This window comes from Flagellimonas lutimaris (assembly GCF_051494225.1).
GTDB classification, from domain to species: Bacteria; Bacteroidota; Bacteroidia; order Flavobacteriales; family Flavobacteriaceae; genus Flagellimonas; species Flagellimonas lutimaris_A.
In genome coordinates, this window is the sequence record NZ_JBNPYE010000001.1 from 38,424 (window position 1) to 53,726 (window position 15,303).

Annotated in this window: 16 protein-coding genes; 8 read left to right on the forward strand and 8 right to left on the reverse strand. The window is 47.4% G+C overall.

What is annotated here, in order from left to right; translation table 11 throughout:
• Nucleotides 1–8: 8 nt before the first annotated feature.
• Entirely contained in the window at nucleotides 9–302 is a 294-nt protein-coding gene (locus ACQQ5U_RS00155) for a helix-turn-helix domain-containing protein (RefSeq protein WP_090294837.1), read from the reverse strand.
• Between the two features lie 302 nt (nucleotides 303–604).
• On the opposite strand from ACQQ5U_RS00155, the gene ACQQ5U_RS00160 reads away from it, so the two are divergent.
• From ACQQ5U_RS00160 to ACQQ5U_RS00195, 8 genes are read left to right on the forward strand one after another with little or no spacing between them, the layout of a single operon-like run.
• Nucleotides 605–892, forward strand: a complete 288-nt coding sequence (locus ACQQ5U_RS00160) for a hypothetical protein (protein WP_090294840.1) — start codon at nucleotides 605–607, stop codon at nucleotides 890–892.
• A complete protein-coding gene (locus ACQQ5U_RS00165; protein ID WP_090294843.1) occupies nucleotides 892–1,170 on the forward strand; it encodes a hypothetical protein in 279 nt (92 codons plus the stop codon). Before ACQQ5U_RS00160 ends, ACQQ5U_RS00165 begins: the two co-directional genes overlap by 1 nt.
• Entirely contained in the window at nucleotides 1,163–3,574 is a 2,412-nt protein-coding gene (locus ACQQ5U_RS00170; protein ID WP_090294846.1) for a TraG family conjugative transposon ATPase, read from the forward strand. Before ACQQ5U_RS00165 ends, ACQQ5U_RS00170 begins: the two co-directional genes overlap by 8 nt.
• Nucleotides 3,571–4,176, forward strand: a complete 606-nt coding sequence (locus ACQQ5U_RS00175) for a conjugal transfer protein (RefSeq protein WP_166248542.1) — start codon at nucleotides 3,571–3,573, stop codon at nucleotides 4,174–4,176. The genes ACQQ5U_RS00170 and ACQQ5U_RS00175 overlap by 4 nt, the downstream gene beginning before the upstream one ends.
• Nucleotides 4,176–5,015, forward strand: a complete 840-nt coding sequence (locus tag ACQQ5U_RS00180) for a hypothetical protein (protein WP_205791912.1) — start codon at nucleotides 4,176–4,178, stop codon at nucleotides 5,013–5,015. The genes ACQQ5U_RS00175 and ACQQ5U_RS00180 overlap by 1 nt, the downstream gene beginning before the upstream one ends.
• 10 nt (nucleotides 5,016–5,025) lie before the next feature.
• A complete protein-coding gene (locus ACQQ5U_RS00185) occupies nucleotides 5,026–5,652 on the forward strand; it encodes a conjugal transfer protein TraK (RefSeq protein ID WP_437394903.1) in 627 nt (208 codons plus the stop codon).
• A complete protein-coding gene (traM, locus tag ACQQ5U_RS00190) occupies nucleotides 5,633–6,565 on the forward strand; it encodes a conjugative transposon protein TraM (protein WP_437394905.1) in 933 nt (310 codons plus the stop codon). The genes ACQQ5U_RS00185 and traM overlap by 20 nt, the downstream gene beginning before the upstream one ends.
• Entirely contained in the window at nucleotides 6,562–7,347 is a 786-nt protein-coding gene (locus ACQQ5U_RS00195; RefSeq protein ID WP_437394906.1) for a DUF4138 domain-containing protein, read from the forward strand. The genes traM and ACQQ5U_RS00195 overlap by 4 nt, the downstream gene beginning before the upstream one ends.
• A 282-nt stretch (nucleotides 7,348–7,629) precedes the next feature.
• On the opposite strand, the gene ACQQ5U_RS00200 is transcribed toward ACQQ5U_RS00195, so the two are convergent.
• The 7 genes from ACQQ5U_RS00200 to ACQQ5U_RS00230 are packed head-to-tail and all read right to left on the reverse strand — an operon-like array spanning nucleotide 7,630 to nucleotide 15,302.
• The gene (locus ACQQ5U_RS00200) at nucleotides 7,630–9,699 is read right to left on the reverse strand and encodes a copper-translocating P-type ATPase (protein WP_090294860.1); all 2,070 of its coding nucleotides are present in this window, start codon (nucleotides 9,697–9,699) and stop codon (nucleotides 7,630–7,632) included.
• Nucleotides 9,700–9,718: 19 nt separating this feature from the next.
• Nucleotides 9,719–10,012 (reverse strand): phosphoribosylpyrophosphate synthetase, encoded by a 294-nt coding sequence (locus tag ACQQ5U_RS00205; protein WP_090294862.1) that lies wholly within the window; start codon nucleotides 10,010–10,012, stop codon nucleotides 9,719–9,721.
• Between the two features lie 6 nt (nucleotides 10,013–10,018).
• Nucleotides 10,019–10,669: a hypothetical protein gene (locus ACQQ5U_RS00210; RefSeq protein WP_090294866.1), complete on the reverse strand. Its 651-nt coding sequence runs from the start codon at nucleotides 10,667–10,669 to the stop codon at nucleotides 10,019–10,021.
• Nucleotides 10,666–11,559: a ribose-phosphate pyrophosphokinase gene (locus ACQQ5U_RS00215; protein WP_090294868.1), complete on the reverse strand. Its 894-nt coding sequence runs from the start codon at nucleotides 11,557–11,559 to the stop codon at nucleotides 10,666–10,668. Before ACQQ5U_RS00215 ends, ACQQ5U_RS00210 begins: the two co-directional genes overlap by 4 nt.
• Nucleotides 11,560–11,575: 16 nt before the next feature.
• The gene (locus ACQQ5U_RS00220; RefSeq protein ID WP_090294871.1) at nucleotides 11,576–13,078 is read right to left on the reverse strand and encodes a thymidine phosphorylase family protein; all 1,503 of its coding nucleotides are present in this window, start codon (nucleotides 13,076–13,078) and stop codon (nucleotides 11,576–11,578) included.
• A gap of 3 nt (nucleotides 13,079–13,081) precedes the next feature.
• On the reverse strand, nucleotides 13,082–14,458 hold the full coding sequence (locus ACQQ5U_RS00225; protein WP_275648312.1) for an MBL fold metallo-hydrolase RNA specificity domain-containing protein: 1,377 nt from the start codon (nucleotides 14,456–14,458) through the stop codon (nucleotides 13,082–13,084).
• Nucleotides 14,445–15,302, reverse strand: a complete 858-nt coding sequence (locus ACQQ5U_RS00230) for an ATP cone domain-containing protein (protein ID WP_090294876.1) — start codon at nucleotides 15,300–15,302, stop codon at nucleotides 14,445–14,447. Before ACQQ5U_RS00230 ends, ACQQ5U_RS00225 begins: the two co-directional genes overlap by 14 nt.
• Between the last annotated feature and the right edge of the window lies 1 nt (nucleotide 15,303).

Below are 15,303 nucleotides of genomic sequence, written 5' to 3' on the forward strand. Positions count from 1 at the left end.
CTTAATATCTACATGTTACTCGTCTTGACTTTTTTTGATAGGATTTTTATGATAGCAAAGGCATTAGGCTCATTCTTTAAATCTTCATAAAATTTCTCAGCATACCATAAGGTTAAAAGTTTATTGAAGTCCAACTCCAAAACTTTAGATAGTTTTTGAAGTTGTTTCTTTGTGGGTCTCCTATCATTATTTTCGATTTTACTTATCAGAGCTGTATCAACATCAATTTTGGAAGCCACTTGTCTAAGCAGTAGCCCTTTTTTCTCTCTGTTGGTTTTTAATAAATCACACAGGCTGTCCATTTGTCAAATATTAACTTGTCAAAACCTGTCAAATATATGAATATGGAACTGGATATTCGTCAAGTTGTAGGTCAATCACAGTAATAAGTTGACGTTTTTGACTCAATTCGTAGGTCATGGTTAAATTTTATCAACATTAGTTTGTGAACCTGCCTTTTAATTTGATGCAAATCGACATCAAAAGAATATATCTAAAACGAAATTTAATTTTACTGACAAATTGCTGATTATCAGTTATTTGAATTGGATATTCCTGTACTTTTCACATATCAATAATCGTCTAATTCTTAAACGTTTACGATATGCGAAAATCTTTCTTCATTACCCTGTTCTTACTTTTTACATCTAGTGCTCTTTTGGCCCAGATCGGGGGCATCGAGGATTCGGTCAACGATATTTCCGATACCATTCGGGCCATATTCCCTATCATTCTTGGGGTCATCTTTTTGGTGGGCTTCCTTTTTAATGCCGGACATTTCTTTGGGGAGAACGCTGACCTAAAAAGGGGCATTACCCGGGTCTTAGTCTTTGTGCTGATTGCCGGGGCCGTTGTGGGCATCTTTACCTATCTCATCGGAATCGTGGTCTGATGAAACAGTTCGAGGTCTATAGAAATATACGAAAGCGGGCCATGATCATGGGACTGTCCATTTCCCTGTTTGCCCTGATGATGGTGTCTATCATCTGTTCGCTTTTGATTATCATTTTTTCGTTTCATTTTGGTGTCATCGTGGGCCTACTGCTCTTCAATGCCCTGCTCTATGGGGCATTGTTGCAGTGGGTGAAGAAGCCTTTCCAATTGAAGGTGGTGCAAACCTTTCCCAAGACCATAAGCCTAAAACAAATGAACCCCATTGACTATGTCTAAGCTCAATTTCAATGCATATCATCCCATAATGGATATCCAGAACCATGTGGTCTTTGGGAGCAATGGTAATGTGGTGTTGTGTTATCAGGTGGTACAACCGGAGATTTACTCCCTTTCTGAAACGGATTTTGAGGAGCTGCACGGGATGTGGTTCCAAGCCTTTAAATCCTTGCCTGTGGGTACGGTTATCCATAAGCAGGATATGTACCAAAAGAAAGGATATGATGCTAGGAACTTTCCAAGGGATACCTTTTTGGCCAAGGCCACCCATGATTATTTTGTAGGTAGGGAGCATTTGGACCATCAGAGTTATCTCTTTTTTGTACTTCCTCTTGATAAGGCCCTTAATGCCACCAAATATGTCAATCCCTTTCGGAAAGTGGAGAAAGGATTGCACCGCAAATTGGATGTGCAGGTAGCGGAATTTATTACTACAATCAATGATGCGGTATCCTATGTCAACAATTCCAAAAGCATGTCCATGGTTCCCATGGAACCTGAAGCAATATTGGAGCATACCCATGATCATTTCAATGGGTTCAACCTAGGTTTTGATACGGATATCCAGCTAGGAAAAGGCCCCATAGAAATTGGTGACCATTATTTTGATGTGATGGCCATCAATAATGAAGATTGTTTTGGTGAAACCGTACAGAGCAGTGTGCCCAAAGGGAAATTCAGTTCGGATGGGTTCAGCTTTCACAAGGGTTTTTTGGACGGTCTCGGGTTGGAGTTGGGCGAGAACCACATCATCAACCAAATACTATATCTGGATGATACCCATCAATGGCGTAAACGATTGGACAAAAAAATAGAAGAACTCTCCAAGAGCTCCAATTTTGGTTCCCAGAACAAAGTGGTTCGCAAAAAGGTCCAACATATCTTGGACAAGATCAATGGGGATGATACCGCACGGATTGTTCGTGGCCATGTGAACATTGTTTTTTGGCATACGGAAGTTGGAGTGTTAAAGCGCATTGCCTCCAACATCAAGGCGCAATTGAAGGAACTGGATATACGACCCTATTATCCCAACGGGGAGGAGCGCAAAAATTATTTTTTGAACTCCTATCCCAGTTATGCCTCCAACTTTTCCAATGAAGATCTTTTTGTGATGGACCTGAAGGCGGCCCTTTGTCTGTACATTAACAATACCAATTATCGCTCTGATGTAACAGGAATCGTTTTTAATGATAGACAGTACAATATTCCTGTGGTCAAGGATGTATGGGACGAGGGGAAACGGCGTATCAAGGCCCGGAACTTTGCCATATTCGCCCCGACAGGGGAAGGGAAATCCTTCTTGGCCAATAACATTCTGCGCCAATACTTTGAGGCGGATGTACGACTGGTCATTATCGACCTTGGTGGTTCCTATGCCAAATTTGCCCAATTGTATCCCGATCATCACGTGGTCCTTCGCTATGAGCAAGGCAAGAACTTGGGCATTAATCCCTTTTATATCGCCGTTCCGTCCGATTTGACCCCTGAACGATTGGAAGATCTGGCCCTATTTCTTTTGGAGCTCTTGGCTGAAAGCCAGGTGACCAAATCCAAGGAAGTGGCCTTGAAAAAAGTGTTGTTGTACTACTATGGCAAGGTCAGGGAAGGGCATTCCCTAGCTTCACTATACCAGTTTGTTGATAGGAACAAAGATACCTTGATCGAAGAGACCCGGGTGCAGGAATCCGATTTCAATGTCTACACTTTTTTGCACATCCTTTCCGAATATGTGGACGGGGGACTGTACAGTTTTCTGTTCCATATGGCAGAAGATCAGACCTATAAAATAGAAGACAAGCGCCTGATTGTCTTTGAGCTGGACGAGGTGCGCGATAATAAGGAAATCCTGTCCGTAATGCTCAAATTGATCAAGTCCGCTATCCAACGCACCATTTGGCGAAACCGCTCGGAAAGGGGCATTATCCTGTTCGATGAGTTTGCCAAGCAGCTCAAGTTTCCCCATGTATTGGAGAGTGTGGAGTTTTATTACCAGGCCATCCGAAAACAGAACGGGGCCATTGGGATCATCCTTCAATCCATCAACCAGTTACCTGAAAATGCCACTTCGGCAAGTATTCTGGAGAACACGCAGGTCGTGTACAGTTTACGAAATGAAAAGGGCTATGATGAGCTGGCAAGGCGATTGAACCTCTCCGACCATGATTTGAACCAACTCCGATCTATTCGGAACAACCTAACAGGGGAACGCAAATACACCGAAATCTTTATCAAGATCGGGAAGGAAAGCAATGTCTTTCGCCTGGAGGTGCCCCCAGAGGTCTATGCGGCCTATCTCACCGATGGGGTGGAACATGGTCAGATCATGGAACTCTTTGACCAGTTTGGGGATATGGAACGGGCCATTACGGAATTCATAAATCAACAAAAGAAAATAATATGAGAATAGATTGGAAACAAACCTTATGGAAAAATCCCCGGTTATGGATCTTAGCGCTGTCCTTGGCCCTGTTATTGCCCGCAGGCGCTGCCTGCCAAGGGATGCCGGTGTATGACAATACGAACTTTATCAGTATGACCAAATCCCTGTTGGAATCGGCCAAGCAGACCACGGAACTGTTGAAGACCGTGGAGTTTTTGAAAGAGCAGAAAGACAATATTGTCAAGGTCAACAATACCATCAAGCAATTGAAGGCGGTGCGGGAACTCGCACGGAACAACGAGATTTTGTTTCGAACGGTACAGAACGATCTTCGAGATATTCTGAACTCACCCTATATCAAGGCAGGGGAGGTGGAACAGGTATCCAGAGCCTTTGAGCAGATCATGGATACGGCCATCGATGATCTGGATTTTGTGAACCAGATTTTGTCCAGTGATTTTTTGAAAATGACCGATGCGGAGCGCACGGCCATTTTGATGGAAAAAAAAGTGCAGTCCCAGGAAATGGTGGCCGAGTTGGAGGTCAAGACCCGACGCTATCGGGAGATCATTTCCTTTCGGAGGATGCAGGACATCATCAATAATCGGGAAACGGAATACTGATGGCGGGAATCTTTTTGGGCATAGGATTGGAATATGTGGATGCCGTCTTCCAGACCATCAAGGACAGTGATTTCTCCCAATATACCATTGTGGGGATGAAGACCCTGGCCGTACTGTTTTTTTTGATCAATATTTTGAAGAAATACAATGAGGGAATAGCTTCCACCGATGGCCATACCTGGGGGTTGACCCCCACGGAACTGGCCAAGAATTTTTTGGTGGTGCTCTTGGTCATTTTCTCCACTGAGGTATTGGGAGTGTTCGATGGGATCCTGGTGGCCATTGAGGCCCAATACCGGGACACGGCTCCGGCACTCCTCCCATTACAGTTGCAGGATGTGGACCTGGAACGGGATGTGGGTGCCTTGGAAGCCGCCAAGAAAGCCATGGCACTGTTGTATGAGGCCTTGGTCACTCCTTTGTACGGATTAAAGGTCTTGGCCTTTATCATCGGGGTCATTCTTTGGTTGATGGACCTGTTCATCTATCCTTTGTTCCTTGCAGAGCGATATTTCCTATTGGGGATCCTACAGGCCTTTTTTCCCTTGGTCATCAGCTTGGCCGTCTTTGAGAAGTTTCGACCCTTGGCCTATCAGTTTTTTAAGTTGTATGCAGCAGTATATATGCTGGTTCCCGCCTTCTTTTTGGTCAATGTCTTCGTCAACAACCTTTATACGGAGATCACTACCAACTTCTGGGGGAACCTCTTTGGTTTCGATTTTGGGAGTGAATTCTTTGCCTCCATCATTGAACTCGGGACCATTGGCTTTATTGTCTTGCTCAAATTTAAATTGTACCGAAGGGCGACCAGTTTTACCCTTCGATTGTTCACCGGTTAAATTGAAGTCTATGAAAACACCTTTTAAAAGTATTGTTCATGTGCTGCGGCTCAACCGTTTTGTGGTTCTTGCCGTGGTTATCGCCTCGGGTTTGGTCTGTATGGTTGCTATGGTCCTAGTGGGCAGGATATACCGTGAATCGTTGAACGGGGCCTTCGTGGTCAATGGGGAAGGGGAGGTCATACCGCTTTCCTGGGCCGAACAACGAGATCATCTGGAAGTGGAGGCCCTGGCCCATTTGGAACAGTTTCATAGGTGGTTTTATGGGGTGGATGCCGGCAGTTATGAGAAGAACATGGAGAAGGCCCTTTGGTTGGGCAATGCCTCCGTTGGTGCTGTCTTTCAACAGAAAAAGGCAGACGGTTTCTATAACCGGTTGTTGCAATATTCCCTTGTGCAAGAGGTCATCAGAATCGATGCAGAGCTGGATTGGGATGGGACTTCCTTTGCCTTTAGGTCCCAATTGCATATACGGATCAATCGGGGAACCGTCACCGATACCTATGAACTGGTGACCTCGGGACATCTGATCCAAGTGGAACGGAATTTCCCCCATAATCCACATGGATTGTTGATCACTGATTTTTTTGAAAACTCACTTCGTAAACTTGAAACTCATGAAAACACAGAAGAATAAAATAGTTTTTGTTCTGGTACTGGTATGTATGGTACTCTTTATCACCATATATAGTATCGTCACTTTTGGAAAGCCAAAAAAGGAAAGCCTTGATGTGGGAAGGATCCCCATGCCGGATCTGGAGGACACTTCGGTGGAATTTGAATCCAAACTGGAAGCCGTGGAAGCCATCAAGGTGGAAAAACAATCCACGGCACCCCAAGTATATCCCGACCACATGGTGGATGATAAAGGGTATTTCAATCCAAATTATATGGAATATGAAAAGCAGCGGATCATAGACAGTGTCTTTGATACCAATGTCTTTACTGCGAAAAAAGTTTCTGTATCGGATGTAGATGAAATGCCCCAGTTGGAGGTTGTAAAAAAGGTAAGGGAAGATGACCAAAACATGGCAATAGGTTCCCCAAGGACGGAAACGGATCTGGGACTTGCACATCAACTGTTCTTTGCCTCCAATCCAAAAAGGAACCGTCCCGATGGAAATTTACCAACTGCCGCTGCGGCCAAGGTGTATGTGGATGGAGACCAGACCCTTCGGGACGGACAACGTTTGGACTTGCGACTCACACATGACTATGTTGTGGATGGAAACAGAGTGCCAGGAGGTACCCGCCTCTATGGCTTTGTAAAGATAAGGCCCAACCGGGTGATGGTGGAACTTACCCGATTGGGGACAACCCTTATGGATATGCAAGCCTATGATGCCCAGGATGGACAGGAAGGGATTTATGTGAAGAACCATCTGCGAGGTGAAGTGGTGGATCGGTCTTTGGATGAGGGCCTTGGAGAGATCAATGTGCCGGGTGTGCCCCAGTTCAATGGGATCAAACGCATATTTCAGCGCGATCAACGTACCGTTAAGGTTCAGATTTCCGATCATTATCAATTCTTCTTAATACCTAGATCATGAAAACACTAAACGTCATCATTGCAGTAATGCTAATGGCCTATGGGCACACCGTATCGGGCCAAAAGGTTTTGGACACCATCCAAGCCAATTCACAAATGAACGTGGCCCTCTTTTTTCCCAGTCCCATCAAACAGGCTATAACGGGAAACACTAAAGCGATCTTTACCTATAACCGGGAAGAAGCTCAATATTTTGGGCTATTGCAGTCCACAGCCAACACCATTACCAACCTTTTGGTGGTCACCATGGACGGACAAGCGTACGACTTCATGGTGGTCTATGGGGAACACTTGGCACAAACCCATTTTTTTGTGGACAAGGCGCATAGCATTGGCCAAGTACAGCAATTACCTGGTAAAAAAGGGGATTCCTTGGCTTCCCACACAGCTCGATTTCCTCTTTTAAGTGGATTGCTATCAAGTGATGGGAATGGTGCCTTGGCATCGGTACGAAGAAAGGGAATCCGATTGCGGTTGAAAAGGTTGGTCTACCGAAACGCTCAAGTATTTATGGTCGTAGAGGTGCGCAACCGATCAGGCATTGATTTTGAAGTAGGCACCCTTGAGGCCCTAAGGATAAATGGCAGCTTGAAACGGAGATCCTCGTATCAAGAAACCAGGTTGGAACCCCACTTTATCTTTGAACGACCCAAAATTATTAAAACCGGGACTTCCCAACGATTTGTACTTGTGCTACCCAAATTTGTCCTATCCCATAAGGAGCATCTAAGACTGATTCTCTTGGAAAGTCGTGGAGGCAGAAGGTTGGAGCTCAACTATTGACCTATCGATAAAGAGAAGTGGAATCCCTTATAGGGTATACACTTTAACATGAAAACAAAATTTTGCCATACCAAAGGTTATAATGGTTACCAAGAAAGGAAATAAATTAGGAATGGTACACCTCAGGAAAAATGGAACTGGCTTCCAGCAGTATTAATACGAGAATCCAGTATTCTCTTCGTAGTGGCCTAATAGGATTGCGGGAACACTGAAAATTCGTATTGCTATTGGGAATGCACCCTTTTATATGCTAAATTGCTCTAATTGCCTATCATCCTTCGATTACCTTCCTATCTTACGTCTTAACAGCTGCGCATTGATGGCCACAATGATGGTGCTCAGGCTCATGAACACCGCACCGACGGCAGGGCCCATGACAAACCCTGAGGAATACAGTACACCGGCGGCCAACGGAATGGCGACCACATTATAGGCCGTTGCCCAAATCAGGTTCTGGATCATTTTGTTGTAGGTGGCCTTGCCGAACAGGATGAGATTGGCTATATCCTTGGGGTTACTGTTGACTAAGATGATGTCGGCGGTTTCCGCCGCAACGTCCGTACCGGAACCAACGGCAATGCCCACATTGGCCTTTGCAAGGGCCGGGGCATCGTTCACACCGTCCCCGGTCATGGCCACGAACTCGCCCTTACGTTGGAGTTCTTCCACTATTTCCACTTTTTGGTGGGGCAACACTTCGGCATAATAGCCATCCAAACCGAGTTTTTCGCTAACGGCCCTGGCCGTTTTTTCATTGTCCCCAGTGGCCATCAATACCTTGATGTCGTTCTTCTTGAATACCTGAATGGCCTCTTGGGATTCCGATCGTATCTCATCGGCCAGTGCAATGTATCCGGCCAGTTTTTCCTCGATCAACACAAATACCACGGTTTCGGCGGCATCGCTATAGGCGTCTTTGGGAATGGGAATGTTGTTGTCCCTTAAAAAACCGGGACTGACCACTTTTACCGGTTTGTCCTCCACGGTTGCCTCGACCCCTTTTCCAGTGATCGCATGAAAGTTCAAGGGATTGGGAATGGTGACCTTTTTCTCTTGGGCCCTTTTGATGATACCCACGGCAATGGGGTGTTCCGAGCTTTGTTCCAAGGCACTTGCCAGGCGAAGGACTTCATCCTGGGAATAGTTGTCATCGACCGATTGGATTCGGGTAACGCCAAAATCACCTTTGGTCAGGGTCCCCGTTTTATCAAATAACAAGGCCGATATCTTCCGGGATTCCTCAAAGGCGGTCCTGTTGCGGATCAATAGGCCGTTTTGGGCGGATACCGCGGTGGAAATGGCCACCACCAAAGGGATGGCAAGACCCAGGGCATGGGGACAGGCAATGACCATAACGGTCACCATGCGTTCCAGGGCATAAACAAAGGGGAAACCCAGGGCCAGCCATACCGCCAGGGTTCCAAAACCAATGGTCAAGGCGATATAGGTTAACCATTTGGCGGCCCTATCGGAAAGGTTCTGCATTTTGGACTTGGTCTTTTGGGCCTCTTCCACCATCGTGATCACTTTGTTGAGGTAACTATCCTTGCCCGTGTGCTCCACTTTGACCTTTAAGGTGCTGTTGCCATTGACCGAACCGCCGATCACCTTGTCCTTTTCCTCTTTCTTTACAGGTTTCGATTCCCCCGTGAGCATGGATTCGTTCAGGTAACTGCTGCCTTCGACGATGGTACCGTCGGCTGGGACCTTTTCCCCCGGCTTGACCAGTATGATGTCATCTTTCAATACCGCTTCCAACGGTATGTCCTCTATGGTTTCCCCTTTGACACGGTGTGCTTCGGCAGGCATCATGCTGACCAACAACTGTAAGGCTTTTGAGGCACCAAGGACGCTCTTCATCTCTATCCAATGCCCGAGTAGCATGATGGCTATAAGGGTGGACAGTTCCCAGAAAAAGTCTTGGCCCTTCAGTCCGAATACGGTGGCCGTGCTATAGAAATAGGCTACGGAAATGGCCATGGAGATCAAGGTCATCATTCCCGGTGCACCCTGTTTTATTTCTGACCAAAAACCTTTCAAAAAAGGCCATCCCCCATAGAAATATACAATGGTGGAAAGCCCGAAAAGAAAGTAAGGGTTACCGGGAAGCAGGAATTCATATCCAAAGAAATCCTGGATCATCGGCGATAGGAACAAGATGGGTATGGTGAGTACCAGCGTTGCCCAAAATCGCTTTCGAAAGTCGGCGATCATCATTTTGTGGTGGTCGTGGCCCATTTGGCCATGTGCGGGGTTGTGCCCCGAATGGCCCCCGGGGCCATGGTCCATTTTGGAGTGGTCGGTCTTATCGTGGTTCATCTGTGAATGGTCGTGGTGTTGGTGCTTTTCCATGATCGGTCCTTTTTATGGGTTATCGTAATTTTTTTCTCATTTTTTCAGAAATGTTTTCGGCATAGACGCCATAGGCATCCACCAGGATGCCCCTGATGCCATCCTTGGAGGATATGGCGTACAGCACGCTGTTGTCATCGGTGCTGCTCATCCCCTCAAAACGATGGGTCTGGTCGACCTTAAAGTCCTCCGGTCGAATTTCGATTTTAAGGGAAGCGCATTCCAGGCAATGGGGCTTGAGGTTAAAATCATAGGTATAGCCCTTTGCCTGTAAATCGGATATGGCTTCTGAAAGGGTATCGTAATTTTTCATGGGCTTTCAATTATAGGTCATCGTGAAATAACTTTGGTCCTCTTCGGTAAATTTCTGAAATTTCAATAAACCGTCCTCGTTCAATTCCTCCTTGACGGTATAGTGGAGTTGTTTTATCCGTATGCCCAGGGCATAGGCCTTGATCTCGATTTTTGAATCAAGTTCATTTTGCCCGTTGTCCCAAGTCCGCCCGTAGATCCGTATCAGGCTCTTGGATCCAAAAAAGTTCAAAAGGCCCGAATCAAAGGTCAACTTCATCTCAATGTCCCCAAGGTGGTCCAAGTCATACAGCCCCTTGAATCCCGTGGATGTGGCGTTGATCTCGGTCTCCTTTGAACCTGGGTCGGAAAACGGGAAGGCCATGACCATCATACTGGCCTGATCGGGCTTGCAGCTATAGAGGGTGGAGTAGGTGTCGGTCGGTTCGTTGTCCCTATCGAACATTTGTGCGACCACCTTAATGGCATAATTGCCATTTTTCTCCATGATCGCGCCGACTTTGAACGTTTGTTTGTTGAGCAATGCTCCTTGGCCATCAAAATTTTCCCGTACGATGGATCGGCCTGAAATTTGGCCGATAAGCATGTCCGTCTGTCCGTTCGCGGTGAGAGCGAACATCAGGAATGGGAACAATAACAAAAAACCTTGTTTTTTCATAAGTGATGCATCATTTTTTGTACTTCACTTGCCAATATACCACTCAAATCGATGGCATTCGATGGGTGGGGGATGGTATTGCAGGTCACCACATTCCCGACCCCGGCGGCCAATAGGTCACCATAGGCATTGCCCGAGAATACCGCGTGGACACCGATACAAACTGGTGGTTTCATGCCCGCATTTTTAAGATGGCCGACAGTCTCGATCATGGTTCGTGCCGTGGATATGATATCATCCACCAAGATCGGGGTGGCATCCCTGTAGGTATCTATTTCGGGGACCGAAACTTCCACGTCCCGATCGCCGTGGCGAATCTTTTGCAATACGGTAAATGGGGCACCGGCATTCTTGGCGACCTCCGAGACCCACTGCTCACTTTCTGAATCGGGGCCGATCAATACCGGATCTTTGATATGTTCCGTTATCCACTTGGATATGTTGTCGGCCGCGGGGATGACCTTGTTGGGGATGGTATAGACCTTGCCCAAGGAGGTGATCCTGTGCAGATGGGGATCCACCGTGACCATGCTATCGGCAAAGCCCGAAACCAACTTTCCGAAAAATGCAGCGCTCACACCTTCCCCTTCCTGAAAGATCGTATCCTGTCGCATATAGGCGAGATAGGGGGCCACCAAACAGGTACACTTTGCCCCGAGTGCCTTGGCGGTGTGGCTTAAAAAATAGAGGGGCAACAGTTTCTCATCCGGTTCGTGAAGGGTACAGACCAGGACAACACACTTGCCTTCCACCTTTGAAAGGATGCGTGTGTAGGATTCCCCGTCGGGGAATTTCCTCAAGATGGCCCTTCCCACTTCGGCATTCATTTGCTTGGCCATAAGGGCAGTGAGCTCTTCATTTCCGGGTAGACTGAACAAAATGGTTTCCATAGGTGTTGTTTAAGTTTTATAGGATGGTTATGATGTCTTCATGATCGTTTTTATAGTCCAGTGCATATCGTAGTTCACCCTCTGTTACCGCATGCAGGGTATAAAGGGTTTGGCCCTTTGTTATACGGTCCCCCAAACGGACGTACAGTGAAATCCCTGCGGATTTGGCCCGGGGCGCCCCTGAAAGCTTGGCGAGCTTGGCAATTTTTCTGTTGTCAATGTGGTGTAGGACACCTGATCTTTCAGCTTTGACCTCCAAGGTATGGGGTGCCGGGACGGGGAGGGAGAAACGTCCCTGGGCTTCACAAATGGAAATGAATTTATCGTAGGCCTTTCCCGATTCCAATACTTGAAGTGCTCTTCTGTTGCCTTCCCCTGACACCACCTTTCCTGAAAGTTCCAACAGTTCGCCTGCCAATAAAACAGCACGTTCCTTTAGGTCCTGTGGGGCCTTGGCCTCATTTTTCAACACACTGAGCACATCCATGGCCTCCAGGGATGGTCCTATGCCCCTTCCCACAGGTTGGGTACCGTCCGTTATCACAATCTTTACCGTGAGGCCAACGGCCCTGCCGACCGCCTCCATATCCCTCTGAAGTTTTTGGGCCATCTCCATGCTTCGAACCTTGGCGGTCTCGCCCACAGGAATGTCTATGACCACATGGGTGGAGCCTGCGGCCGCTTTTTTGGATAGGACCGAGGCGATAAGTTGCCCTTCACTATCGATATCCAAGGCCTTTTCAATTTTGATGAGCACATCGTCCGCAGGGCTCAGTTGCGCTGTTCCGCCCCACACAAAACAGCCTCCTTCCTGGTTTACGACCCGCTCTATTTCATCCGATGAAAGCGTAACGTTGGTCATGACCTCCATGGTGTCCGCAGTACCTGCCGGGGAGGTGATGGCCCTTGAGGATGTTTTGGGCATCGTTAGCCCATATGCGGTGACCATGGCCACCACCAAGGGAGTCGTGCGGTTGCCGGGAAGTCCACCGATGCAATGCTTATCGACGATGATGCTTTGGTTCCAGTCCAGGGTTTTGCCCGAGGTGATCATGACCTTGGTCAGGTCGGTGATCTCATCCAAGTCCATACGGTCACCGGCACAGGCCGTGATGAAGGCCGACAGGTGGATGTTGGAATAGTCCCCCGCAAGGATATCCGTAATGATATGCCCATAGGCCTCACGGTCGAGTTTGTTGTTGTAGATCTTTGCCCTGACATGGCCAAGGGACGCTATGGGCTCCAAATGGGAGACGTGCAACAGGTCGTTTTCGGAAACGTCCAGTTTCTGGGCCGCAGCATCGGACAGACCGATCTCACCGGGTAAGAGCATGTTCGAACTTACCACGTTCAGGCTTGCCACAATGGAACGGGGTGCCTTGGAGACCCTTATCCGGACAAGGGCTTCGAATCCTTCCGATTTACAGACGTGGCAATCATACCGCATGTACACCACATTTTCATTTTGGGTGTATATGCCAAGGTGTTTGTATGTTAAGGTGTTTGAATTGGGTTCCATGGTCTATGCGATTTCTTCGATTTGATATAATTGTGGGATCTCGGCCTCCCAACCATAGGTTTCCTTGATGCCCCTTTGTAGGGCGATGGCACCATCCTTTTCCCCATGGACGATGAATATCCGTTCCGGTGCATTGGCCATCCTGTCCATCCAGCCCAGGAGTTCCTCATGGTCCGCATGTGCCGATAGGCCTTCGACCTCGCAGACCTGCATGTTGAAAGGCACCCATTTTCCATATACTTTTAGTTCTTTTTCACCTTCCAACAGCTTTCTGCCCCGGGTACCCTCGGCCTGATACCCTACAAAAAGCAAGGTATTGTTCGGGTTTGGGGCCTGGGTCTCTAAATAGTTGAGCATTCTCCCCCCGGTTAGCATCCCGCTTCCCGCAATGACGATTTTGGGGCTATGGTCCATACGCAGCTCCATGGTTTCACGATAGCTGCTTACCACGTTGAAGTGGGAACACATCTCATCACATTCATGGTCTTCCAACTTGTGCCAATCCCTTGTTCGATGGAAAAGCTCCAATACATCGGTACCCATCGGACTGTCCATGATCATTTGGACCTTGGGGATTTTGCCCTCCTTCAGCAACCTCCAAAAAATGAGCATCATGAGCTGGGCCCGTTCTACCGAGAAGCTGGGGATAAAAAGGCTACCGCCCCTGGCTATGGTGTCCTGGACCAATTTTTCGATCAAGGGGAGGGCTTCCGCCTCATCGGGATGGAACCTTCCACCATAGGTCGATTCAATGAAAAGCACATCGGCCTTTCTCGGTTTTAGGGGTGGGTAAAGCAATAGGTCCTTGGTTCTTCCAATATCCCCTGAAAAAACAAAGCGCTTTCCGTGTATATCCAAGTCGATATGTGTGGCTCCCAGGATGTGTCCGTTGTATTGGAACCGTACCCTTATGCCATCGAATAGGGTAATCCATTGGGATTGGGGAACCCCCTTGAAATGCGGAAGGGTCTTTTCCACATCCTTTAGGTCGTAGAGAGGTTGGGCAGGACGGTGTTTCGAATAGCCCTCCTTATTCGCACGTTCGGCTTCCTGCTCTTGTATTTTGGCAGTGTCGTTTAAAATGATCTTTGTGATGTCCAAGGTGGGATATGTTCCATAAATGGACCCATTGAATCCCTGTTTCACCAATCGGGGAAGATATCCCGTATGGTCCATATGGCCATGGGTGAGCAATACCACATCTATTTCCGAAACCGTTACGGGTGGATATTCCCAGTTTTTAAGGCGCAGTTCCTTCAGTCCCTGGAACAGTCCACAATCCACCAGTATTTTTCTGTCTCCTGTGTCCAAAAGATATTTTGAGCCGGTGACCGTACCTGACGCCCCCAAAAAATGAATGTTTGTTTTATCTAGGTCCATGACTATGGGTTTTGCATAATTCCCTTGAATCGTTCAAGATGTTTTTTTGCCGGGATCTGGAGATTCCCATGTCATCCAACAACATTGGGTTTTCGTGGATGTCCTTGCAAAGGACGATGCCCTTATCCAGTAATTTTGTTTTTTCCCCTTTGGTAAGGGTCGTCAAGGCGGTCAAGGGATGAAGACCCGCCTTGTCTATTCTATCCTTGAGTCCGTTTCCGTTCGGATGGTCCCAACTGCACAGGAGCAATCCAACACAGTTCCCATATTGGATGGCGTCAGTGGTCAACCGGGTATTGGTGTACACCCCACCTTTATGGAGTTTGGCACCATGTCCCTTTTGGCGGACCCATTGCTTTTCCACATCCAGAAAGCGGGAATGGATATACAAAGGGGTCTTGACATTGCAAAACCGGCCTTGGTCACTGTGGTATTTGCATTCGATCATATAATGTACATTTTCCTTTTGGGCTATGACATCCACTTCGTGCTGTACGCAATTGCCCGCTACTATGACACCTACCTGGGTGGAGAATCCTTCGCGCCCCATGAGTTCACCGACCAATTTCTCGAAGGGAAAACCGGAGGGGCCCAATTCCATCAATGCTTTTTTGAGCTTGTATCTAGAGGCACTCACACGGGACTTTTTCCGAAGCATTGTAAAGGCCAGCTGATATACTTTTTTTGTGGTCATGCCATCCTGGATCTGGTGCTCGACTTGCTCCACAATTTGTTGTATGAGTACATCGCTTGCGCGGGCACGTTGTAAGGAATGGATCAGTTTTTTACGATCGAACGGGACTACATCGCCCGAATGTTTGATAAGGTTAACGGATTTGGCCATG